The organism is Gottfriedia acidiceleris (assembly GCF_023115465.1).
Lineage (GTDB): Bacteria > Bacillota > Bacilli > Bacillales > Bacillaceae_G > Gottfriedia > Gottfriedia acidiceleris_B.
This window is the reverse complement of the sequence record NZ_CP096034.1, coordinates 4,255,806-4,280,042: the sequence shown is the minus strand read 5'-3', so window position 1 is coordinate 4,280,042 and position 24,237 is coordinate 4,255,806. Positions and strand designations below refer to the sequence as shown.

22 protein-coding genes and 1 tRNA gene are annotated in these 24,237 nt (G+C 34.5%); 20 read left to right on the top strand and 3 right to left on the bottom strand.

The genetic code is table 11. The features are described 5' to 3' along the window. Together whiA and MY490_RS20165 are read left to right on the top strand one after the other, a co-directional pair. Complete coding sequence (whiA, locus tag MY490_RS20170) at positions 1 to 951, top strand: DNA-binding protein WhiA (protein WP_248267243.1); 951 nt, start codon at positions 1 to 3, stop codon at positions 949 to 951. 20 nt (positions 952 to 971) lie between these two features. Next, positions 972 to 1,229: an HPr family phosphocarrier protein gene (locus MY490_RS20165; protein WP_025568719.1), complete on the top strand. Its 258-nt coding sequence runs from the start codon at positions 972 to 974 to the stop codon at positions 1,227 to 1,229. Positions 1,230 to 1,310: 81 nt separating this feature from the next. On the opposite strand, the gene clpP is transcribed toward MY490_RS20165, so the two are convergent. Next, positions 1,311 to 1,904 (bottom strand): ATP-dependent Clp endopeptidase proteolytic subunit ClpP, encoded by a 594-nt coding sequence (clpP, locus tag MY490_RS20160; protein ID WP_248267242.1) that lies wholly within the window; start codon positions 1,902 to 1,904, stop codon positions 1,311 to 1,313. Between the two features lie 1,404 nt (positions 1,905 to 3,308). Between clpP and MY490_RS20155 the strand changes: the two genes are divergently transcribed. The 11 genes from MY490_RS20155 (at position 3,309) to chbG (ending at position 11,425) form a co-directional block, all read left to right on the top strand. Next, positions 3,309 to 3,381, top strand: a tRNA-Arg gene (locus MY490_RS20155). A gap of 206 nt (positions 3,382 to 3,587) precedes the next feature. Then, positions 3,588 to 3,743 carry a hypothetical protein gene (locus MY490_RS20150; RefSeq protein ID WP_248267241.1) on the top strand — a complete coding sequence of 52 codons (156 nt, stop codon included), beginning with the start codon at positions 3,588 to 3,590 and terminating at the stop codon, positions 3,741 to 3,743. A 311-nt stretch (positions 3,744 to 4,054) separates the two neighbouring features. Continuing rightward, on the top strand, positions 4,055 to 4,348 hold the full coding sequence (locus MY490_RS20145) for a DUF6509 family protein (protein ID WP_248267240.1): 294 nt from the start codon (positions 4,055 to 4,057) through the stop codon (positions 4,346 to 4,348). Between the two features lie 335 nt (positions 4,349 to 4,683). Beyond that, complete coding sequence (locus MY490_RS20140) at positions 4,684 to 4,986, top strand: PTS sugar transporter subunit IIB (protein WP_248267239.1); 303 nt, start codon at positions 4,684 to 4,686, stop codon at positions 4,984 to 4,986. Between the two features lie 43 nt (positions 4,987 to 5,029). Further along, complete coding sequence (locus MY490_RS20135) at positions 5,030 to 6,385, top strand: PTS sugar transporter subunit IIC (protein ID WP_248267238.1); 1,356 nt, start codon at positions 5,030 to 5,032, stop codon at positions 6,383 to 6,385. 25 nt (positions 6,386 to 6,410) lie between these two features. Continuing rightward, the gene (locus MY490_RS20130) at positions 6,411 to 6,731 is read left to right on the top strand and encodes a PTS sugar transporter subunit IIA (protein ID WP_248267237.1); all 321 of its coding nucleotides are present in this window, start codon (positions 6,411 to 6,413) and stop codon (positions 6,729 to 6,731) included. A 441-nt stretch (positions 6,732 to 7,172) separates the two neighbouring features. Further along, positions 7,173 to 7,475 (top strand): PTS sugar transporter subunit IIB, encoded by a 303-nt coding sequence (locus MY490_RS20125; RefSeq protein ID WP_097973524.1) that lies wholly within the window; start codon positions 7,173 to 7,175, stop codon positions 7,473 to 7,475. A gap of 44 nt (positions 7,476 to 7,519) precedes the next feature. Continuing rightward, positions 7,520 to 8,875: a PTS sugar transporter subunit IIC gene (locus MY490_RS20120; RefSeq protein WP_248267236.1), complete on the top strand. Its 1,356-nt coding sequence runs from the start codon at positions 7,520 to 7,522 to the stop codon at positions 8,873 to 8,875. Between the two features lie 22 nt (positions 8,876 to 8,897). Then, positions 8,898 to 9,218: a PTS lactose/cellobiose transporter subunit IIA gene (locus MY490_RS20115; protein ID WP_248267235.1), complete on the top strand. Its 321-nt coding sequence runs from the start codon at positions 8,898 to 8,900 to the stop codon at positions 9,216 to 9,218. A gap of 72 nt (positions 9,219 to 9,290) precedes the next feature. Next, positions 9,291 to 10,628 (top strand): 6-phospho-beta-glucosidase, encoded by a 1,338-nt coding sequence (locus tag MY490_RS20110; protein ID WP_248267234.1) that lies wholly within the window; start codon positions 9,291 to 9,293, stop codon positions 10,626 to 10,628. A gap of 80 nt (positions 10,629 to 10,708) precedes the next feature. Then, positions 10,709 to 11,425 (top strand): chitin disaccharide deacetylase, encoded by a 717-nt coding sequence (gene chbG / locus MY490_RS20105; RefSeq protein WP_248267233.1) that lies wholly within the window; start codon positions 10,709 to 10,711, stop codon positions 11,423 to 11,425. Between the two features lie 281 nt (positions 11,426 to 11,706). On the opposite strand, the gene MY490_RS20100 is transcribed toward chbG, so the two are convergent. Together MY490_RS20100 and MY490_RS20095 are read right to left on the bottom strand one after the other, a co-directional pair. Next, positions 11,707 to 13,167 (bottom strand): IS1182 family transposase, encoded by a 1,461-nt coding sequence (locus MY490_RS20100; protein WP_248267232.1) that lies wholly within the window; start codon positions 13,165 to 13,167, stop codon positions 11,707 to 11,709. A gap of 550 nt (positions 13,168 to 13,717) precedes the next feature. Beyond that, the gene (locus MY490_RS20095) at positions 13,718 to 16,438 is read right to left on the bottom strand and encodes a sigma-54-dependent transcriptional regulator (protein ID WP_248267231.1); all 2,721 of its coding nucleotides are present in this window, start codon (positions 16,436 to 16,438) and stop codon (positions 13,718 to 13,720) included. Between the two features lie 148 nt (positions 16,439 to 16,586). Here MY490_RS20095 and rpoN point away from each other — a divergent pair, with 148 nt between their 5' ends. From rpoN to gpmI, 7 genes are all read left to right on the top strand, one after another. Then, positions 16,587 to 17,888 (top strand): RNA polymerase factor sigma-54, encoded by a 1,302-nt coding sequence (gene rpoN / locus MY490_RS20090; RefSeq protein WP_248267230.1) that lies wholly within the window; start codon positions 16,587 to 16,589, stop codon positions 17,886 to 17,888. Positions 17,889 to 17,907: 19 nt separating this feature from the next. Then, the gene (locus tag MY490_RS20085; protein ID WP_248269440.1) at positions 17,908 to 18,141 is read left to right on the top strand and encodes a glutaredoxin family protein; all 234 of its coding nucleotides are present in this window, start codon (positions 17,908 to 17,910) and stop codon (positions 18,139 to 18,141) included. A gap of 195 nt (positions 18,142 to 18,336) precedes the next feature. After that, on the top strand, positions 18,337 to 19,365 hold the full coding sequence (locus MY490_RS20080; protein ID WP_248267229.1) for a sugar-binding transcriptional regulator: 1,029 nt from the start codon (positions 18,337 to 18,339) through the stop codon (positions 19,363 to 19,365). 41 nt (positions 19,366 to 19,406) lie between these two features. Next, positions 19,407 to 20,414, top strand: coding sequence for a type I glyceraldehyde-3-phosphate dehydrogenase (gene gap / locus MY490_RS20075; RefSeq protein ID WP_248267228.1), 1,008 nt, complete (start codon positions 19,407 to 19,409; stop codon positions 20,412 to 20,414). Positions 20,415 to 20,654: 240 nt separating this feature from the next. Beyond that, complete coding sequence (locus tag MY490_RS20070) at positions 20,655 to 21,836, top strand: phosphoglycerate kinase (RefSeq protein WP_248267227.1); 1,182 nt, start codon at positions 20,655 to 20,657, stop codon at positions 21,834 to 21,836. A gap of 77 nt (positions 21,837 to 21,913) precedes the next feature. Next, positions 21,914 to 22,669, top strand: coding sequence for a triose-phosphate isomerase (gene tpiA / locus MY490_RS20065; protein ID WP_248267226.1), 756 nt, complete (start codon positions 21,914 to 21,916; stop codon positions 22,667 to 22,669). Beyond that, positions 22,669 to 24,201, top strand: a complete 1,533-nt coding sequence (gpmI, locus tag MY490_RS20060) for a 2,3-bisphosphoglycerate-independent phosphoglycerate mutase (protein WP_248267225.1) — start codon at positions 22,669 to 22,671, stop codon at positions 24,199 to 24,201. Before tpiA ends, gpmI begins: the two co-directional genes overlap by 1 nt. Positions 24,202 to 24,237: the final 36 nt, after the last annotated feature.

Sequence of the window (24,237 nt, the reverse complement as noted above, 5' to 3'; positions counted from 1 at the left end):
ATGTCCTTTGCATCAGAAACGAAAAAAGAATTAACAACGATTGAGATCAAAGATTGTTGTTCAAAATCTGAGCTATCCTCTTTAATTCGAATGAATGGTTCATTATCAATTGCGAATCGCCAATTTATTGTAGATGTAGTTACTGAAAATGCAGCAATTGCTAGAAGGATATATGTATTAATTAAACGTGTTTATGATGTGGACGTTGAATTGCTCGTTCGTAAAAAAATGCGTCTTAAAAAGAACAATGTATATATTGTTCGAATAAAAGAAGAAGCGAAACATATTTTAAATGATCTTTATATAACTGGTGAAGGATTTACCTTTACGAATGAAATAGCGAAAGAGCTAATTACGAAGAAATGTTGTAAACGCTCCTATTTAAGAGGTGCCTTTCTAGCTGGTGGTTCGGTAAATAATCCAGAGACATCTTCATATCATTTAGAAATTTTTTCACTATATAAGGAGCATACAGAAGAAATTTGTCGTCTAATGAATGAATTCGGATTAAATGCTAAAACATTGGAGAGACGTAAAGGCTATATTACGTACTTAAAGGAAGCGGAAAAAATTACTGAGTTTTTAAACGTTGTTGGTGCACATTCAGCTTTATTAAGGTTTGAAGATATCCGCATTGTAAGAGATATGAGAAACAGTGTTAATCGTCTAGTAAATTGTGAAACTGCGAACTTAAATAAAACAATCAGTGCAGCCTTCAGGCAAATTGAAAATATACGTTATATCCAAAGCTCAGTTGGTTTAGATATATTACCCCCAAAGCTACGTGAAATTGCAGAACTTCGAGTAGCGTATGAGGATGTAACATTAAAAGAGTTAGGTGAAATGGTATCTAGCGGTGCAATTAGTAAATCAGGAATCAATCATCGACTACGTAAAATTGATGAAATAGCTGATAAACTAAGAGCGGGAGAATCAATAAAATTAAAATAAAAGTTAAGAGGGAAGAAAAAATGATTGAGAAAAAAGGGAGAGTACTATTAGAAACAGGAATACAGGCTCGTCCAGCAGCACAATTTGTTCAAGTTGCTACGAGATTTCGTTCAGAAGTATTATTAGCTTACAAAGGTAAACAAGTAAACGTAAAGAGTATCATGGGTGTTATGAGTCTTGCTGTACCTCATGGCGAAGAAATCGTAATTACTGTTACGGGCGACGATGAAGTTGAAGCGATGGAAGCTGTAATGGATTTTATCGGAGAAGAAATTTAATGTAATTGGACATTCACAAGTTGGATGTCCAATTTTTTCTATAAAAAAACTAGCCGAAAAATTACGGCTAGTTTTTTATCATTATTTAATAGCTGTAGTATTAGAAATTACTTTATCAATTAATCCGTATTCTAATGCACGGTCTGCAGTCATAAAGTTATCGCGCTCTGTATCACGCTCGATCGTATCTAATGGTTGACCAGTACGATCTGCAAGAATTTTGTTTAATTTATCACGTAAGAACAAGATTCGCTTAGCTGCAATTTCGATTTCAGTAGCTTGACCTTGAGCACCACCTAATGGTTGGTGAATCATAACTTCAGCATTTGGAAGAGCATATCTCTTTCCTTTTTCCCCAGCAGATAATAAGAAAGCACCCATTGAAGCCGCCATACCAATACAAATTGTAGATACTTGTGGCTTAATAAAGTTCATCGTATCATAAATAGCCATACCAGCAGTAATACTTCCTCCTGGACTATTTATGTATAATGAAATATCCTTATCTGGATCTTCTGCTGCTAAAAATAAAAGTTGTGAAACAATTGAGTTAGCTACGTTATCATCGATTGCGCTACCTAACATGATGATGCGATCTTTTAATAGACGAGAGTATATATCATACGCACGCTCACCACGACTTGTTTGTTCAATAACTGTAGGAATTAAATTCATTTTTTCTCCTCCTTGTTTAAAACAAATGAATGATTAATACAATAATACCTTTAAGGTCAGAAAAGGTCAAATAAAAGAGATGCTAATTTAATGTATTATTTAAACTAAAAAATATTGACCTTTTATAACATATCTATTTATCTAATACTTCAACATCATTAACGACTTTTCCTATTATTAAACGTAACTTTATGTAGTTTTTCTTTTGATAAGTTAAAAAACTACTAACTAATTGATTAAAGCTTATTCAAGGCCTATGAAAAGAAAGTAGACATTCCAAGATGAGAACGAAAGAAGCAAACAATAAAAAAAGTCCCCTATTTACAGAGTACATCAAAATTATATTTATTTTCGCACTCAAAAAAACCTAAATCATTGCGGTCAGAACATTCTAACGATATAATAAAACATAAGAATTTCTTATAAACCTACGGGTAAGCTATTTAGCGAAACATCAGCGCACTAATCGAGCCGCTACTTGCAACTACCTACTGAGATTGGGGCACAATACGATATACTTACTTACCCTTTATACAATACGTGTTCGTAGCTCAGTGGATAGAGCACGAATGAATATGCACCCATGAAACAACTTCGAGCGCACTTGCCGAGCCACTCCTTGCAATTACATACTGAGGCAAGGGTGGGACAGAGTAAACATATTTCTAGTGAAAACCAATCGAACCACTCCTTGCATTAACTTACTGAGATTGGGGCGACAATACGATATACTTATTTACCCTTTTATACAACATGCGTTCGTAGCTCAGTGGATAGAGCACGAATGAATATGCACCCATGAAACAACTTCGAGCGCACTTGCCGAGCCACTCCTTGCAATGACATACTGAGGCAATGGTGAGACAGGGTAAACATATTTCTGGTGAAAAACCAATCGAGCTGCTACTTGCTTAAGCTTACTGAGATTGGGGCGACAATACGATATACTTATTTACCCCTTTATATAATATGCGTTCGTAGCTCAGTGGATAGAGCACGAATGAATATGCACCCATGAAACAACTTCGAGCGCACTTGCCGAGCCACTCCTTGCAATTACATACTGAGGCAAGGGTGGGGCAGAGTAAACATATTTCTGGTGAAAAACCAATCGAGCTGCTACTTGCTTAAGCTTACTGAGATTGGGGCGACAATACGATATACTTATTTACCCCTTTATATAATATGCGTTCGTAGCTCAGTGGATAGAGCACGAATGAATATGCACCCATGAAACAACTTCGAGCGCACTTGCCGAGCCACTCCTTGCAATTACATACTGAGGCAAGGGTGGGGCAGAGTAAACATATTTCTAGTGAAAACCAATCGAGCCACTCCTTGCATTAACTTACTGAGATTGGGGCGACAGATACGATATACTTATTTTAAACTTAAAATTATAATGCGTTCGTAGCTCAGTGGATAGAGCATCGGTTTCCGGTACCGTGTGTCGCAGGTTCGAATCCTGTCGAGCGCGCTAAAAAAATAAACCGAGTGATAAGATTCGTTAATTAACAGATCTTATCACTCGGTTTTTATTTTTCCTCCGTTAATACCTAAATCTCAGCCTTAAATCCTATCTTTTTCCTACAACCAAAGATGTACTTTAACTCCATCTAATGAAGAATGGGTTCCCTTAACTTAAAGTCATATATTTAAAGTAAATAAAAGGAGGTCATTTAAATGGATATGAATTCTTGGGTTTTTGAAGAAATGGCAAAATTCAATAGAGGTGAAATGGAAAGAGAATTAAAGTTTAATGAAACTTATAATCTGTACTCAACATCTAAAAAGAAAAAATACTGCATCGACCTAAAAATCATCAAATTCTGTTTCTAAATTAGAGGATGATTAATTAAATTTTAAATTTCCTAAAAAAAGACCGATTGATTATATATTTATAAAATTATTCGGTTATTATTGCTCCTTCTATTTTTTTCCTCTATTCTTTTTCCTAAATATATGATATATTACTCTTTGCGATGAGCTAATTTGAGTAAGACGAGAGATATGCGCAAGCTAAACGCGCGGATGTGGCCGCCCGGTCTCTCGCCTCAAACGCATCAAGACGTCTGCTGCGGCAGGCGTCTTTCTTTTTGTCCATTCCTTTGTGTATAATAGTACATATTAAAATTGAAGGGAATGTTTTTGTGTTAACGATTGCAGAATACACTGTAGAAGAAATAAAAGATCCATTTGGTATCATTGAGGGTGATCGATATGAGTTTATTCTTTATATCAATGTACCAGAGGATGATGAATTATTTAATGAAAAAGGTATATACATAAAAGTACTTTTTGGAGTCAATGGTGACGAGTCAAAATTAATTAAATATGACTTGTATGAAGCTGAATCAAATCAGTATTTAGATTTTGATTTGGAAGAAGATGAAGAAAAAGAAGTATTCGAATTTTGTAAATCTCATTTAACAGTTGAAGAATAGTATTAATGTGTTACTGAATGACACACTTCAGCTTAGGGAATCGTTTAGATTGTGTAATTTGGCAACACACTATTGTGTGATTGTAAACACAGTACCAATTGTGCTTACACACTTATAAAACACTAATATTTTGAATAAATGTTACGTTTTGAAAACCTTGATTTATCAAGGTTTTTTTGTTGCGTATTTAAAAAGATAGATTTTTTAGAATATTGGCACAGAATTTGCAATATTTAAATTGATTACATAACTTGTCTTTGAAACGCGTAATTCTTTTGTCATTATTTGTAAAAATGTAAGCGTTTCATCGACGAGGAAAATTGAGGAGGTGTAGGATGAATATTTTATTGGTATGTTCTGCAGGGATGTCGACTAGTCTACTAGTTGAAAAAATGGAACAAGCAGCTAAGGCAAAAGGAATTCAGGCAACAATATGGGCTGTTGCTGGTGATGAAGCAAAAGAAAATTTAGCCAAAGCCGATGTATTACTACTTGGTCCACAGGTTCGTTATCTAGCCTCAGAATTGAAGAAACTAGCTGAACCTAAAGGGATACCAGTAGATACGATTAATCCAGTACATTATGGATTGATGAATGGAGAAGCTGTACTGGAAATGGCTTTAAATTTGAAAAAATAAAACGGGAAATTAAAAATCTAGAGAGAAAAGAAGGTGTATTTGAATGATGCGTTTTGCTGAGAAGTATATAATGCCTGCTGCAGCGAAGTTTGGTAATCAACGTCATTTGTTAGCGATCCGTGATGCGTTAATTGGAATGATTGCCATTACGATGATTGGAGCGTTTGCTGTACTTATTAATAACTTAGGTGGCGCAATCCACGGCTACGACAAAATGATGGAAACAGTCTTTGGTGCAAACTGGAAAACACTAGGAAGTGATATTTGGTGGGGAACATTTGCATTTATGACAGTATTTGCCGTAGTAGGGATTGCGCATAGATTAGCTCGTTCTTATGGTGATGAAGGTTTTGAAGCTATGCTTGTTGCATTAGCGTGTTACTTTGTACTTGTTCCACAATCATTAGCTGCAGTTTCTGTTACGTTAAATGGTGGTAAGACAGCTACAGGTGGAACTTGGGGTTTTATTAGTTGGAATTCATTAAACTCAACGGCTTTATTTACCGGAATTATCGTTGCAATTATTGCGACTGAAATTTTTGTACGTTTAGCTAGAGTGAAAAAATTAGTTATTAAATTGCCAGATGGCGTTCCACCAGCAGTATCAAAAGCATTTGCAAAGTTATTACCAGGAATGCTAACAATTTTTATCGTTGCATTAATTGGCTTACTGTTCAGATTATACATTTCAAACGGCGTATTCTTTAATGATTGGTTAAATTCGGTTCTTGTAAAACCATTAACTGATGCAGCAGATTCATTAGGATTTGCAGTTGCGATTGCATTCTTTGTCCATTTCTTCTGGGCGCTTGGATTACATGGTCCAAATATTTTAGGGGGGATTACAACTCCTTTATTAACAACTTTAGGTAACCATAACATCGATTTATACGCAAAAGGTGTGACAGATTTAGATAAGTATTCTGTGTTAGCAGGGCCATTCTTAGACGCATTCGTATATATGGGTGGATCGGGTACTACAATCGGTTTACTTGTTGCAATGTTCTTAGTTAACCGTAAACGTCATAAACAGATGATTGCATTAGGAACACCTCCAGGACTATTTAATATTAATGAACCAATTATTTTCGGATTACCAATTGTGTTAAACCCAGTGTGGTTAATACCATTTATCATTACTCCAATTGTTTTAACTATTATTTCTTATTTAGCTGTTCAATCACATATTGTTTTCCCAGTTGTCTCTACAATCCCTTGGGTAACTCCACCAGTTATCGGTGGCTATTTAGCTACTGGAGGACACTGGAGCGGTGCAGTTTTAGCACTTGTAAACGTAGTGATTTCAATCGTTATTTACTTACCGTTCGTTGTTGTTGCAGAAAGAATGGAAGTTAGAAAGTCAACAGAAACGACAAGTAGTAATTCATTGAATGTATAATAGAATGTGAAGGAGAAGAGTGAAAATGCCTACCGACACAAATAATGAACAAATTGCATTTCAGCTTATATTACATTCCGGTAATGCTAAGAGTTTATTAATGGAAGCAATGTATAAAGCTCGTGATGGAGAGTTCGAGGAAGCTCGTAGAAAAGTAAACGAGGCGAATGCCGAACTTAGGCTGGCTCATCATTCACAAACTTCACTTATACAAAGTGAAGCAGGTGGGCAACAATACAAAATCAATATTCTTTTAGTACATGCACAGGATCATTTAATGAACACTCTTACAACAAGAGATTTAGTAGAGGAAATTATTTACTTGCATGAAAAAGTTTCACTTTAATTATTGATAAAAAGTGGTGTAGATTAATTCTACATCACTTTTTTTAATAGATTACTTAGTACAAAATGTATAATTTAAGTAAGAATCATAAAAGTGTTTTAAAACACTACAATTTAGTGTACATAAATCACGACACACTAACAGAGGAACAACACACTAAAACAAATTAAGAAGATTGACGAACTAGATTTAACACACTAGACGTTTTAAGTTCTTTCCCTTTTAAAGCAAAGAAAAAGATTTTATGACTATGATGCCTTATAGGACAAGGTTTTAAAGATTAAATTATATATTTTTCAATTAATCAGAAAAAGTTGGCACGCCATTTGCTATATAAAGAGTGTACAAAATAAATAAATTTGTAGTTGCTAGAAGGACTTGTTTCTTACGTTCAAACAAATCTGTAAGCGCTACACTAATTCTAATACTGGAGGAATAACAATGAATATTTTATTAGCTTGTTCAGCAGGGATGTCTACTAGTTTACTAGTAACTAAAATGGAGGATGCAGCAAAAGCAAAAGGAATTGAAGTAAAGATTTGGGCAGTATCGGGTGATGCTGCAAAAGAAAATCTAGATAAAGCGGATGTTCTTTTATTAGGACCACAAGTACGTTATTTAGCTGCTGAAATGAAAAAAGTTGCCGAGCCAAAAGGGATACCAGTTGATGTAATCAATCCAGTACATTATGGACTTATGAATGGTGAAGCTGTTTTAGAATTGGCACTTAGTTTAAAAAAATAGTCATGTACCTTACATAAATTTTAAACAAAAAGGAGTCTTAAAAAATGATGAATTTTGTAGATAGATATATAATGCCAGCTGCAGCAAAGTTCGGTAACCAACGTCATTTATTAGCAATACGCGATGCGTTAATCGGGATGATTGCCATTACGATGGTCGGTTCATTTGCAGTTTTATTTAATAATTTAGGTGGAGCGATCAAAGGTTACGACAAAATGATGGAAGCTCTTTTTGGAGTGAACTGGAAGACATTAGGTGGAGACATTTGGTGGGGAACATTCGCATTTATGACTGTTTTTGCAGTTGTGGGGATTGCTTATAAATTGGCTCGTTCTTATGGTGATGAAGGATTTGAAGCAATGCTTGTCGCATTAGCGTCATATTTTGTACTAGTGCCACAATCATTAAACACTGTAACGGTTACATTAGAAAATGGAAAAACAGCTACTGGTAGTGTTTGGGGATTAGTGAACTCTACTTATACTAATTCAACTGCACTATTTACCGGAATAATCGTTGCAATTATTGCAACAGAAATTTTTGTTCGCTTATCAAGAGTAAAGCAATTAGTTATTAAATTACCAGATGGTGTACCACCAGCAGTTTCAAAAGCATTTGCAAAGCTCTTACCTGGTATGCTAACAATCTTTGTGATCGCGATTGTTGGATTACTATTCAGATTATATTTATCGGATGGAGTCTATTTTAATGATTGGTTAAGCTCAGTGCTTGTTAAGCCATTAACGAATGCTGCAGACTCTTTACCGTTTGCTATCGGTATTGCATTCTTTATTCATTTCTTCTGGATGCTTGGCTTACATGGACCAAATATACTAGGTGGAATTACAACACCATTATTTACAGCTTTAGGAAATGAAAATATTGATTTAGCAGCAAAAGGTGTTACAAAGTGGAGTGAATATAATGTAATGGCTGGCCAGTTCTTTGATGCATTTGTATTCTTAGGTGGATCAGGTGCTACATTAGGGTTAATCATTTCAATGATATTAATTAATCGAAAACGTAATAAACAAATGATCGCATTAGGTGGGGCACCAGGTTTATTCCAAATTAATGAACCAGTTCTTTTCGGATTACCGATTGTGTTAAATCCAATGTGGTTAATACCATTCATTGGTACACCAATTATCTTAACAGTTATTTCATATTTAGCTATTTCTTTAGGTATGGTTCACCCAGTAACTACGAATATTCCATGGGTAACACCACCAATTTTAGGTGGGTGGTTGATTACAGGTGGACATTGGACAGGTGCAGCCTTAGCAGCATTCAACTTAGTGATCTCAGTGGTCATCTATTTACCTTTCGTTGCACTACAACGACGTATGGAATCTAAAAAAATGAGAGAAGCAGCAAATAATCAAAGTGCTGCTATGTAAGGCAGTTTGAGGAGGATACGAAATGAGTACTTTAACGACAATCGAGCAAACAGCATTCCAATTAATCTTACACGCAGGAAACGCAAAAAGCTCATTAATGGAAGGGATGCAGGCTGCTCGAGCGGGTAATTTAGAAGAAGCAAATAGTAAGATTGAAGAAGCAAAGAAAGAATTAAATCTTGCGCATCAGGCACAAACTTCATTAATTCAAGGCGAAGCACGTGGAGAGAATGTTGAATTAAGTATCTTATTAATCCATGCTCAAGATCATTTAATGAATGCATTAACGATGAGAGATTTAGTAACAGAAATAATTTTCCTACATGAAAAATTAAATCAATAAGAGAAAATAGAAAAGTAGTTTTCTAGAATGACCGGGCTACTTTTCTCCTATCATATAGAAGGAGTGAAGAAAATGAGAAACGGTATTAAAATAGCAACAATTGGTGGCGGTTCAAGTTATACTCCAGAATTAGTTGAAGGGTTTATTAAACGTTATGATGAACTACCTGTAAGAGAGCTATGGTTAGTGGATATTGAAGAAGGTAGAGAGAAACTTGAAATCGTTGGAAACCTTGCGAAAAGGATGGTAGAAAAAGCAGGAGTACCAATGGAAATTCATTTAACACTTGATCGACGAGCTGCTCTTAAAGATGCTGATTTTGTTACGACGCAATTTCGTGTAGGCTTACTTGAAGCTCGTATGAAGGATGAACGTATCCCTTTAAAATATGGGGTAATTGGTCAAGAAACAAATGGTCCAGGTGGTCTGTTTAAAGCACTTCGTACAATCCCGGTTATTTTAGATATCGTTAAGGATATTGAGGAGCTTTGTCCAAATGCTTGGCTAGTAAACTTTACGAATCCTACAGGTATTTTAACAGAAGCGATTTTAAGATATACAAATTTCCGTAAAGTGGTAGGTTTATGTAATGTACCTATTCATATTCACATGAACATTGCAAAAGGTCTAGGAGTAGAAGCTGAACGGGTACATATTGATTTTATGGGATTAAATCATATGGTTTACGGAACGAAAGTATTATTAGATGGTGAAGACGTAACAAGTCGTGTGGTAAGTGAGTTTGCACGCCCTGCTGAAAGCATGACGATGCAAAATATTAAGGCAATGGATTGGAATCCTGATTTTATTGAAGCACTTGGAGCGATTCCATGCCCGTATCATCGCTACTACTATCAAACAAAAGTAATGCTAGAGGAAGAGCTTGAAGCAGCAAAAAAAGATGGTACGCGCGCTGAAGTTGTAAAAAAATTAGAAGAATCATTATTCGAATTATATAAAGATCCTAATTTAAATAGTAAGCCACCACAATTAGAAAAACGCGGCGGAGCTTATTATAGTGATGCTGCATGCCGATTAATTTCATCTCTATATAACAATAAAGGTGATATCCAACCTGTTAACACAATGAATAATGGTGCTATTGCATCAATTCCAGATGATTGTGCTGTTGAAGTAAGTGCCGTTATTACAAAAGATGGTCCAAAACCACTTACAATGGGTGATTTGCCGGTTGCAGTACGCGGTTTAGTTCAACAAATTAAATCTTTCGAACGTGTTGCTGCAGAAGCTGGAGTAACTGGTGATTATAAAACAGCATTACTTGCTATGTGTATTAACCCACTAGTTGGGTCTGATAACTTAGCAAAACAAATTCTAGATGAAATGTTAGAGGCTCACAAAGAGCATTTACCTCAATTTTTCAAAAACGAAAAAGTAGCAGCAAATTAACGATTAAAAAAGAGGGATGTAGCTCGAATGGAAGAGTGCATCCCTTTTTATCATACTAAATGAAAAAAGGGGAATGATTGATGACGAAGCTTATTGTAAATGCAGATGATTTCGGATTTTCAAAAGGTGTAAATTATGGCATTATTGAAGCTCATTTGAATGGAATAGTGAACTCTGCGACAATGATGATGAATATGTATGCTTTGGAGCATGGAATTGAATTAGCAAAATTACATCCTACTTTAGGACTAGGTGTACATCTTGTATTAACTGCGGGCAAACCTTTATTAACGGATCTACAAACAATTGTTGATCAAAATGGGAATTTCCTTAAAAATAGTTATTGGTATGACAATCCGGTTATTAATGTTGAAGAAGTTGAAAAGGAATGGGATGCTCAAATTCAAAAGTTTCTTTCTTATGGATTAAATCCTTCACATTTAGATAGTCATCACCATGTACACATGATCGCAATTCTTCACCCTGTAATTGCAAAATTATCTCAAAAGTATGATCTTCCAGTCAGAATTTCGCCAAAGAGTAAAATTGATGGAATCAAACCTTTTACGGATCAATTATTAACTGATTTTTATGGTAGTGATATTCCAATAAATTATTTTGAGACAATAGAAGATAGAATAAATAATAATATTGGGTCAGTAGAGGTTATGGTTCACCCTGCATTCTTAGATAATCATTTGAAAAATGGTACATCCTATTGCTTTGAGAGATTAACAGAACTAGATATCTTAACGAATTCAAAACTTCCTGAGGGAGTAGAGTTAGTAAAGTATTAATATAGAGAAAAAAGCCAGTTAACTTTATTAAAGTAACTGGCTTTTACGTTGTTGAAAAACAATCTTGTCAATTAAATTACAAAATTATCGTAAAAGGAGTAGAGTGATGTTGATTTCCACTACAGGATGCTCGCTTTCCATGGGGCGAGACCTGAGCCTGCTCGGCAAGCCGAGGCCACTGAAAAACAGTCAATTTTATTTACTGTAATCTATATATGATCTAAAAAAGGCGATTTTTCGTTCAGAATTGAACGGAAAATCGCCTTTTCCTTTATACATTTTTAGTTTTCTTCCTTCATTAAGGTCAGTATTCGTTTTAAATTAACTGCGAATATGGCCATTGCCCCTTGCATTTCCATGCCTAATAGACCCGTGGAATTTGCTACATTGTACCCGTGTCTGTGTTTTAATTCACTATTTTTTGCTTCAATTTTATAGCGTTCTTTTGATTTCTCTTTGAAATATTCGCTTTCTTGAAATTGTGCATGCTCTTTGTGTTCAGTTGATTTAATTGTTACACTATATGATTTACTTTTGGCACCTTCTTTGTAACATCCATCTTTAAAGGGACATTTTTTACATTTTTCAATATCAAAGTAATACATATCTCGCGGATTTTTTTTCTGATTTTTTCTTTCTTGTCTTCTTTTTCGGATTGCCATATGACCTGCCTTGCAAACGTACATACCCGCATCCTTATTATATTGAAATTCATCTTCTTTTTTACGTGTTCCATGTGTAATCGTTGGGTTTAATTTCGAAACTAATTTTAATTCATTTTCATTTACGTATTGAAGATTATCAATCTCTGAATAAGCTGTATCACCAATGACTGTATCAATTTCCATTCCTGTTTCACAACTTTTTTCAATCAATGTTTGTAGGTACTTTCCATCATTTTTTTCACCAGTAGTAACCAATGCAGCTGTAATAAGACGCTCTTCGTTCATCGCAATATGTGTTTTATAACCAAAGAATGAGGTATCAGCTGATTTGTGACCAGTTTTTGCGTCAGGATCATGTGAAAATTCTAGGTTGCCCTCGTAATCTTCTACAATTTCTTTTAGATAGTTTAGTTTTTCTTTGACTTTTGGATATTCACGGATTGATTCTTCTTTTTCCACAGATTGGATGACTTTTTGACTATATTTAATTTCATCGATTAAATCATTCGTTGTTGGCTTTTGTGGGAATTTTCCTCTCATTCCCTCATTGATTTGATAAACAGCTTTTCGAAGAAGCTTTGACTTTTCCATTAAAAATTCTTTTGGTGATTTTTGATTATATCGCGATCTTGTATGAGTTGCATCAACTATAATGGACGTACTTTTAATTAGTTCTTTTTCAAGTGCGATTTCGACTGTTTTATTGATCAACATGTCTAATAATTCAACATCTTTTAAACGAAGCTTACGAAATTTCGTTAAAGAACTTGAATTGATCACTGATTCTTCCGGAGCCATATCAAGAAAATATTTAAAAGACATATCATACTTTGATCGTTCAACAACATCAACATCTGATAAATCAAAGATCGATTTTAGTAACAAATATTTGAACATACGAATAGGCGGCACTGCATTCCGGCCGTTATCAAGGCAATATTTATTTTTTAATTCTTCTAAAACAAACGTAAAATCTACTAATTCATTTATTTGACGAAGTATATTATCTTTCGGAACAATTAAATCGTATAAAGCCATGAAAGGACTGAGAGTAAAAGATTCTTGATTTGAGATCATTCGATACACCACCGTTACTTGATACAACAATTATACAAGAAAAAAGTGAAGGCTTCCTCGATGAAATCGAGAAAGCCTTCACTTTTTTTAATCACAAGGACTTTTTCAGTGGCCTCGGCAAGCCTGCGGGGTCTCAGCCTTCCCGCTAATCCCATAGGAGTCGAGCATCCCTCCATTCCAATCAACTTATTCATCAAAAAATGCCTGCGATAAACCCTAATCAAATAGCCTTTTTCTTAGAGTATTCTAACATTAGTTTATAAATCAATTTGTAGGTCAACAAATTTCGAACATTAATTAATAAACTAATCAATTGAATTTGTTTTTCTAAAAAATTAGCTCATTATATTTTTAAATTTTGAAAAAACCATTACTAGAGTTATTAGAATCATAAAATTGCTCAAAATATATTACATTAATAGATAGATCATCCAAAAAAGGATAAATTCATCATTAATAAATATTCATTTAATAACCATTTTCCCTATCGAGGATTTTATATTTCAACACTCTGAAGCCAGTTACCTCATTAAAGTAACTGGCTTTTTTCTTATTTTATATAAAATTCTTCATCTAATCTGCTTATATCATTTCTAGAATAAAATTCCATTAAGTAACATATTTCATCATCAGGTATGATAATGTCACAAGCATCCTCAATTTGCTGCATTATTTTTTTAATTTTTAAATATAGCATATAGTCACTATTTATTTTATCTTCTTTATCTTTAAATGGGATGAGAGGCTGTGAGTTTTGAATTCGCTCAATCATACAACTCATATGAATAACAATTCCCATTAGATCCTCGTTTTTGAAAAATTTATCTGTTTGGACTTGTATATCATTTAAGGCACGTCTAATCACACTAATTACTTTTTTAGCATCCTTTAAAGAAATAGTCTCTTGTAATGTTTCAGCCATTTTTAAATACGTTTCTTCATAAGTTATCAATTCTTGTATTGTCTTTGTAGCCTTCATGTTTAATACATCCTGTAAATGAAACGTATTAAATGGAACATTTATATCAAAATTCGAAACAATACATACGATACTACGTTCTTTAGATATATCATTTAACATTTTTTGTAATTCGTCTTTATTTAAAAGGCTAATTGGTACGATTTCTAGCATCTCTTTATCATAGACCAAGTTATTCGCTAGTATATTTTTAATGGCGATTGCACTTCCCTGACCAGTCAGACATGCAGTTAAAATGACAGAACGATTAAATTCAGGTTGTTTCGTTTTATTCGAATGAGAATTGATGAAGAAAGTAGTTAAGTTTCGCACGTCCTGATAAAGCTCGTCTAAATTATAACCTAGTGTTGCTTTTCTAGAGGCTTCGATTACATGTGCAGTACTTACCAATTGAATCACGCGTACAGGAATTGAATATTCGGCTTCAATTATGTCACCAATATAAGATAGTGACCCCATATCGATACAAAGTAGAATTCCATTTAATTTACCTAAGGATTTAATATAATCTTTTACTCGAATTAAAAAATCTTGTGGTGGTTCACTTAATGGCATATCGATTCCAATAACTTCCTCGTTTTCTAGCAGTTCATTTGTTACATTTGCCATTTCTCTAGCAATTCCATTACCGTGAGCTAATACAATTACTTTTACATTGGAACTAGTCACTTTATAATCTTCGTTTCCATATACAAAAAACATCGTTATAAATGCTACTTCATCAAATGGGATTGAAACATTTGAAAAATCTTCAATCATTTTTACACATTCAATTGAAACGGAAAACTCTTTCTTATATTGATCTCGGATTTGCGTTATATTTGGATGATAAATTTTCTTGTTTGACTGTATACGTTGTAATAGGGTTTGTATGTGAAGGCTAAGTGCAACAAGTATTTTTTCATTAAATCTCTTACTTAATTTTTCTTCTGCTAGTTTTAGTACCTTTTCACTTAGTGTAACAATTTCAGGCTTGATTATTTTTTGGACATTTTCTTTACTAGATAGTTTGCGATTAATAGAAGTTAAATAATGCGTAAAATAACTTTCAATATCGTTTTCCATTAGTAAGGATAACTCGTCCTGAGCAACGCCACGTTGTTTAAGTTCTTCATATTTCGTATCAATTCGGTCATAAATTGTATCTGCAGAATGATCCAATTGTTGGTTACTAGTTATACCCTTTGTTGGTGAAAATTCAAAATGCTCATTTAACAGTGTGACTGCATGCTTTACTTTTTTTTCAATGAATAAGCCTTCCTTCACATACCAGTTCAAATCAGTGCTATAAATACGTATTTTGTCATGTTTATGAGTAATAAAATCTGCATAAGCTTTCGCGCAAGCTAATTGGATGTCGGCTTTAAGTTGTCCGATATTGTTTTGACACGGATAAAATAGAAAAGAGCGAATAGTATTTGCACTTACAACGATCTCTTTTCCTAGACGAACACTTTCTTCAGTGAAAAATCGTTTAATGAGTGTCAATCTCTCTTCATAAGTTCGATCACGAAGAGCTGGCAATGTAATGACCATAGGAATCCGGCGCGTAAATGTAGATAATAAAGTGGACCCGGGATCCTCTGTTGTTGCTGAAATGATTAAAACATTTGATGTTCGCTCGTTTTCTGTCTCTCCTAGTCTTCTATACAACTTATAATCAATGAACGTAAATAACATTTCTTGACCTTCGGGAGTAAGACGATGAACCTCATCTAAAAATAAAATTCCATTATTTGCTTTCTCAAGTAGACCTTTTTGTTCTGTTGCACCTGTATAAGCACCTTTTCTTACACCGAAAAGCTGACCTAATAATAGTTGTGGATTATTTGCATAGTCTGCGCAATTAAAAATAATGAATGGAGAATCCTTTTCTAAAACATTCGTAAGAATTGCGTAATCATGCATTCTTTTAGCAAAAGCAGATTTACCAACCCCAGTCTCACCGAGTATTAATGTATGCATACCACTTGGTGGATAGAGTATAGCTGATCTAGCTTTTTCGATGGCAGGTCTTAAACTAATATTTTCCTCATAAAAATATTCATATTTATAGTCTGAACTTGCTATCTTAATTTGAGATTTATCCGTTCGTTGTAAAGTTTGAGATAGAAGTTTAAATATGACCGGTCTAGAATTCGTTTTAATTAATAATTCTTCTTTAACTAATTTATTTAAATCACTGCTAACGTTTGCTCTATCTAAACTGAGCTTTTGAGCAATCTCATTAGCAGTAAAACCTTGTTCCTTATTTTGAAGAAAAACTTCATAAATCTGATTTTTTCTGTTCATAATGGCCCACCCATCATAAAGAGTTGTATACTTTTACTATACAGGAAAAAGTAAACGTTTTCACTATATTTAAATTAGTGTAACAATTCGTCAAGTACTATGAAAAAGTTAAATATCGAGTAAAATAGTAATAAGGGAGTGAAGTAGTATGGAAATGAATTTAATGCAAAAACAATCATTGAAACTTGCAATGACTCAGGAACTACGACAAGCCATTACAATGCTTCAATTTAATGCCCAAGAGTTAACTGATTTTTTATTTGAGCAATCATTAGAAAATCCCTTAATTGAGGTCGAAACTCCTTATAACGATTACACTTCTTCAAAAGTCAAACAACAAACTACTTCCAGCGGACAAGGAATGGAGTTATATACTCGAAGAACAGAAACATTACAAGAAGAACTTGTTAGTCAGTTAAATGAGTTGAAAATAGATAATGAGGAATATAAAATTATTAAATATTTAATTTATAACTTAGATAAAAATGGATTTTTGATGGAATCAGATGAAGAGCTTATTCATGAATTAAATATTTCTTACGTCCAGTTACAAATCTGCATTGATACCCTTCAACGTTTCGAACCCTCAGGAGTTGGAGCAAGATCAGTTAAAGAGTGCTTATTGATTCAACTAAATGGTCTAGAAGTTGATACAACAATTGCAAAACAGGTCATTAAAGATTATTTTGATCTATTTGTTAATAAAAATTGGAAAGAAATAGCGAAGAAACTTAAGATTAGCTTACCTGATTTACAAAAAGAAATTGACTTAATTTTAACCCTTCAGCCAAGGCCAGGTTTAAATTATTTCCAAGACCAAGTAAATTATGTGGCTCCTGATTTAACAGTTGAAAAAATAGGTGGGGAATTTGTTGTACTAATTAATGATAAAATTATGCCCCGTTTAAAAGTACTTAATGAATATTCTTCAATTTTAAATGGTCAACATGAGAAGGAAGTTTCAACTTATTTAAAGGATAAAAATACGCAAGTTAACTGGTTAATGAAAAGCTTGGAAGAACGAAAATCAACGATGTTAGCAGTAATGAATTGTATCCTTCGAAAGCAAATTGCTTTTTTTGAAAAAGGTCCTGCAAATTTAAAAACTCTTACTTTAAAAGAGATAGCGGAAGAACTTTCATTACATGAATCGACCATTAGCCGTACTTGTAAAAACAAATATGTACAGACACCGTTTGGCTTATATGAAATGAAGAAATTCTTTCATCAAGGTGTAAGTGTGGACGGCGAGGAGCTTGCATCAACGAGTGTACAGGTATTCATCAAGCAGCTAGTAGATGAAGAAAACAAAGAAAAACCATTATCAGATCAAAAACTAGTTGAATTATTAGCTGAAAAACATGGAGTGGAAATCTCTAGAAGAACTGTAGCAAAATATAGAGATATACTTAGAATTCCTGGTTCATCAAAACGAAAGCGCTTTAGTTAAAAAGGAGAATGGTATGTCGATAAAGTTAACTTTATTTACAAAAGAGAATTGTGGATTATGCGAAGAAGCAAAAGATGCAATTCGTTTGGTTCAATCGGAATATGAAATCGAAGTAAATGAAGTTGATATTTATTCTGATGACGCATTATTAGAGGAATATCAACTAATGATCCCTGTTATTCAAATTGATGGGGAAACCGTTGCATACGGAAAAATTCATAAGATTGACATATTAAATGCCATAAATGGTTAGTTATCAGTTGAAAGAAATGAATGACCCTGTTACAATATAAATGTAGCAGGGTTATTTCACTTCTGGAGTAAGTCTTGTTCAAAAAAAAAACAACGTTGCAAAACGCTGTAATTTTTTTAAAACAAGTGGGACATAATATGTCATAGTGGGACATAAATAGACCCAAGTGAATACTCTGTGAAAGAGGAGATGAAAATGAACCATATTTTAAAGCTACAACAAAAATTATTACCTGATCTAATTCCAGTTATCCAAAAGAGATTTCAAATCCTACAATATATACGAATTATGCAGCCGATCGGTCGAAGGAATTTGTCTGCTAGCGTAGGATTAACAGAAAGAGTACTTAGATCAGAAGTTGCTTTATTAAAAGAGCAAAGACTGATTAATGTCGCATCTTCTGGTATGACATTAACGGATGAAGGACTAAGCTTACTTCTAGACCTAGAAGAACCAATGCGTGAACTATTCGGTTTGAAAAATATCGAAGACTTGCTTAAGGAAACATTTAACCTTAAAGAAGTAATCGTGGTTTCAGGCGATAGTGACGAGCTGGACTGGGTAAAAAAGGAGATGGGTCGAGCGGCTGTTGGTTGTATAAACCAAAGGCTAGAAACAAATAATATTGTTGCTGTTACTGGTGGTTCCACTTTAGCTGCTGTAGCTGAAATGATGAATGATGACTCGAAAGATCTAAATACCTTATTTGTACCAGCGCGAGGCGGTTTAGGTGAAGAAGTAAGAAATCAAGCAAATACAATTTGTGCAAAAATGGCTGAAATGGCAAAAGGTAATTATCGATTACTTCACTTGCCAGATGAACTTAGTGAAGAAGCCTACCTTACTATGATGGAAGAACCAAGAGTAAAAGAGGTTCTAAATTTAATTCGATCTTCTTCAATTGTCGTACACGGCATTGGAGATGCATTTACGATGGCAAAACGAAGACAATCTTCATCAGAACAGTTAGAAATTTTAACTGAATCTGAAGCTGTAGGAGAGGCATTTGGCTATTACTTTAATGAAAATGGTGAAGTTGTTTACAGAGTAAGAACAATCGGTTTACAACTGAATGAATTGGAGAAAATACCTTATGTCCTGGGAGTAGCTGGAGGATCTTCTAAAGCAAAAGCAATGGCTTCTTTCTTAAAGAAAGGCCATGTAAACATCCTTGTCACAGACGAAGGAGCAGCAAAAGAGTTAATTAAAGGATGTACCCTTTAAAATAAAAAAAGCTTCTACCTATTAAAAGGAGGAAATTAAAAATGGCAACTAAAATTGGTATTAATGGATTTGGACGTATCGGACGTATGGTTTTCCGCGCAGCTTTAAACAACCCAAACGTAGAGGTTGTAGCAATTAATGACTTAACAGATGCTAAAACTTTAGCTCACTTATTAAAATATGATTCAGTTCACGGTTCAGTAAACGCTGATGTAGCAGTTAATGGCGATTCTATCGTTGTAAACGGAAGCGAAATTAAAGTAATTGCTGAGCGTGACCCAGCAGCTTTACCTTGGAGCGATTACGGAGTAGAAGTTGTAGTAGAATCTACTGGTCGTTTCACTGATAAAAAAGATGCTGAAAAACACTTAGGTGGATCAGTTAAAAAAGTAATCATCTCTGCACCAGCTTCTAATGAAGATATCACGATCGTAATGGGTGTAAATGATGACAAATACGATGCAGCTAGCCACAATGTAATTTCTAATGCTTCGTGTACAACTAACTGTTTAGCTCCATTTGCTAAAGTATTAGACGAAAAATTTGGTATCAAACGTGGTATGATGACAACTGTTCACTCTTACACAAATGACCAACAAATTCTAGATTTACCACACAAAGATTTACGTCGTGCACGTGCTGCTGCAATGAGCATGATCCCAACAACTACTGGTGCTGCTAAAGCTGTTTCATTAGTATTACCTCAATTAAAAGGTAAATTAAACGGTGGTGCTGTACGTGTACCAACTGCTAACGTATCTTTAGTTGACTTAGTAGTAGAATTAAATGCTGAAGTTACTGCTGAAGAAGTAAATGCTGCATTTAAAGCTGCTTCTGAAGGTGAATTAAAAGGTATCTTAGGATACTCTGAAGAGCCATTAGTATCAATCGACTATAACGGTTGCACAAACTCTTCTACAATCGATGCATTATCTACAATGACTATGGAAGGCAACATGGTTAAAATCCTTTCTTGGTACGATAATGAAACTGGTTACTCAACTCGTGTAGTTGACTTAGTAGCTCACATCGCTTCAAAAGGTCTATAATTTTTATAAAAATTAATATGAGGGTGAGGGGATTTTCCTCCCCTCTTTTGTTTGAAAAAATCCTCTTTTGTCACTAATCCAACACAATATTAAAAATTACTCTAGAAATAAATTCCAATTGATGTACATAATCTGTTAAAATTGCGGTGACAATATCACAATAGATACGACTTTATATGAGACGGATCGACCAGTGGAATTGAACATGGATGAATAAAAACAGTACTGGAGGCACCTACTATGAACAAAAAGTCATTACATGACATTGATGTAAAAGGGAAACGCGTATTTTGCCGTGTAGATTTTAACGTACCAATGGCAAATGGTGAAGTAACAGATGATACTCGTATTCGTGCTGCTCTTCCTACGATTCAGTATTTAATAGAAAACGGAGCAAAAGTTATTTTAGCATCTCACTTAGGACGTCCAAAAGGTCAAGTAAATGAAGACATGCGTTTAAATGCTGTTGCAAAACGTTTAAGTGAAAAATTAGGTAAAAACGTTATTAAAGCTGATGAAGCATACGGACCTAAAGTTCAAGAAGAAATCAGCAAAATGAACGAAGGCGATGTTTTATTATTAGAAAACGTTCGTTTCTACCCAGGCGAAGAGAAAAATGATGAAGCTCTAGCAAAAGAATTTGCTTCATTAGCTGATGTATATGTAAACGATGCATTTGGTGCTGCTCACCGTGCACACGCTACAACTGCTGGTATTGCTAAACATATCCCAGCTGTAGCAGGTTTCTTAATGGAAAAAGAAATTAATGTTTTAGGTAAAGCACTTTCTAATCCAGAGCGCCCATTTACAGCTATTATCGGTGGAGCGAAAGTTCGAGATAAAATTGGCGTAATTGAAAACTTATTAGAAAAAGTAGATAACTTAATTATTGGTGGCGGACTAGCTTATACTTTCTTAAAAGCTAAAGGCTATGAAATCGGTCAATCTCTTTTAGAAGAGGATAAAATTGATTTAGCAAATGAATTTATACAAAAAGCAGAAGCTAAAGGTGTTAAATTCTATATGCCAATTGATGCAATTATTGCTGACAAATTCGGTGAAGATGCTAATACTCAGGAAGTTGATATTGATAGCATTCCTGCAGATTGGCAAGCTCTAGATATTGGTCCAAAAACAACTGCTCTTTATGCAGATGTTATTAAAAGCTCTAAATTAGTCATTTGGAATGGACCTATGGGTGTGTTTGAAATCGATAAATTTGCTCAAGGTACTAAAGGTGTAGCACAAGCATTAGCAGATTCTGATGCATACTCAATAATCGGTGGTGGAGATTCAGCTGCTGCTGCTGAAAAATTCGGCCTAGCAGATAAAATGAGCCATATTTCAACTGGTGGCGGTGCTTCATTAGAATTTATGGAGGGTAAAGAACTTCCTGGAGTTGCATTATTAAACGATAAATAGGTCTTATAGCTTTACAATATTTAGTAATTGAAATAGAGTAAGATTTTATGTCTTACCATGTTAGGAAGGTGTTTCTCATGCGTAAACCAATTATCGCAGGTAACTGGAAAATGAATAAGACGCTTAACGAAGCAATGACATTCGTTGAGGAAGTAAAAAATAGCATTCCATCATCTGATAAAGTAGATTCAGCAGTTTGTGCGCCTGCATTATTTATTGCACCTATGTTATACGGTGTAAAAGGAACTGAATTGAAAATTGGTTCTCAAAATGTAAGTAATCAAGATAGTGGAGCTTATACTGGAGAAATTAGCCCAGTAGCACTTAAAGATTTAGGCGTAACTTATGCGATTATCGGACATTCAGAGCGTCGTGAATATTATGGCGAAACAGATGAGTTTATTAATAGTAAAACAAAAAAAGCTTTTGAACATGGTCTTACACCAATTCTTTGCTGTGGCGAAACGCTTGAAGAACGTGAAGGCGGTAAATTTGAGGAAGTAATTCGTACTCAATTAACAGCTGATCTTGCAGGCCTTACAGACGAGCAAGTAAAGAATTTAGTTATTGCATATGAACCAATTTGGGCAATTGGAACAGGGAAATCTGCTACAGAAAAAGATGCACAAGATTCATGTAAATTTGTTCGTGATGTTGTAGCAAGTCTTTATGATGAAACTGTTGCAGAATCTGTACGTGTACAATATGGCGGCAGTGTTAAACCTGAAAACATTAAAGAATATATGGCTCAACCTGATATTGACGGTGCTTTAGTAGGTGGAGCAAGTTTAGAACCAGCTTCTTTCCTTGCATTATTGGAGGCTGTTAAGTAATGAGTAAACAACCAGTAGCGTTAATTATCCTAGATGGATTTGGTTTGCGCGACGAAACATTTGGAAATGCTGTTGCACAAGCGAAGAAACCAAATTATGATAGATATTGGAATAAATATCCTCACGCACAATTAACGGCTAGCGGTGAAGCAGTAGGTTTACCTGAAGGACAAATGGGTAATTCTGAAGTTGGTCATTTAAATATCGGAGCTGGACGAATTGTTTATCAAAGCTTAACGCGTGTAAACAAGGCAATTCGTGAAGGCGAATTCGAAAAAAATGACACGTTCATCGATGCAATTAAAAGTGCAAAAGAAAAAGATAAAGCATTACATATTTTCGGTCTACTGTCTGATGGTGGTATTCACAGTCATATTAATCACATGTTTGCTTTATTAAAATTAGCTGCTGAAGAAGGCATGAAAAAGGTATATTTACATGCTTTCCTTGATGGACGAGATGTTGGTCCAACTACAGCTAAAAAATATATCGATCGAACAGAAGCAAAGTTTAAAGAATATGGTGTCGGAGAATTTGCAACAATTTCTGGCCGTTATTATTCCATGGACCGTGACAAACGTTGGGATCGTGTAGAAAAGTGCTATTGCGCAATGGTATATGGAGAAGGGCCAACTTATACAAGTCCGTATGAATTAATTGAAGATTCGTATGCGAACGGTATCCATGATGAATTCGTTTTACCTTCTGTAATGGTAAAAGAAGATGGAACACCAGTTGCAACAATAAGTGATGATGACTCCATTATTTTCTACAACTTCCGACCTGACCGTGCAATTCAAATTTCAAATGTATTTACAAACGATGATTTCCGTGACTTTGATCGTGGAAGTAAGTTCCCGAAAAATGTTCATTTCGTTTGCTTAACACATTTTAGCGAAACAGTACAAGGTTATGTAGCATTTAAACCAACAAACCTAGATAACACTTTAGGTGAAGTTCTGTCACAAAATAACTTAAAACAATTACGAATTGCTGAAACGGAAAAGTATCCACACGTTACATTTTTCTTTAGTGGAGGCCGTGAAGCAGAGTTCCCAGGTGAAGAACGTATTTTAATTAACTCGCCAAAAGTTGCGACTTACGATTTGAAACCTGAAATGAGTGCTTATGAAGTAAAAGATGCATTACTGAAAGAGATTGCAGCAGACAAGCATGATGTCATCATCTTAAACTTTGCAAATCCAGATATGGTAGGACATTCAGGAAAACTTGAGCCGACAATTAAAGCAATTGAAGCGGTTGATGAATGTTTAGGAGAAGTAGTTGATGCAATTCTTGCTAAAGGCGGAAAAGCAATCATTACTGCTGACCATGGAAATGCTGATGAAGAAATTACACCAGAGGGTGAACCTATGACAGCTCACACGACTAATCCTGTACCAGTTATTGTTACTGAAGAAGGTATTACATTACGTGAAGATGGTATTTTAGGTGATTTAGCTCCAACTGTTCTTGATTTATTAAAAGTAGAACAACCAAAAGAAATGACTGGTAAATCACTTATTAAATAAGTGACAGTTAATATAAAAAGTTTTTAATAATGCGTA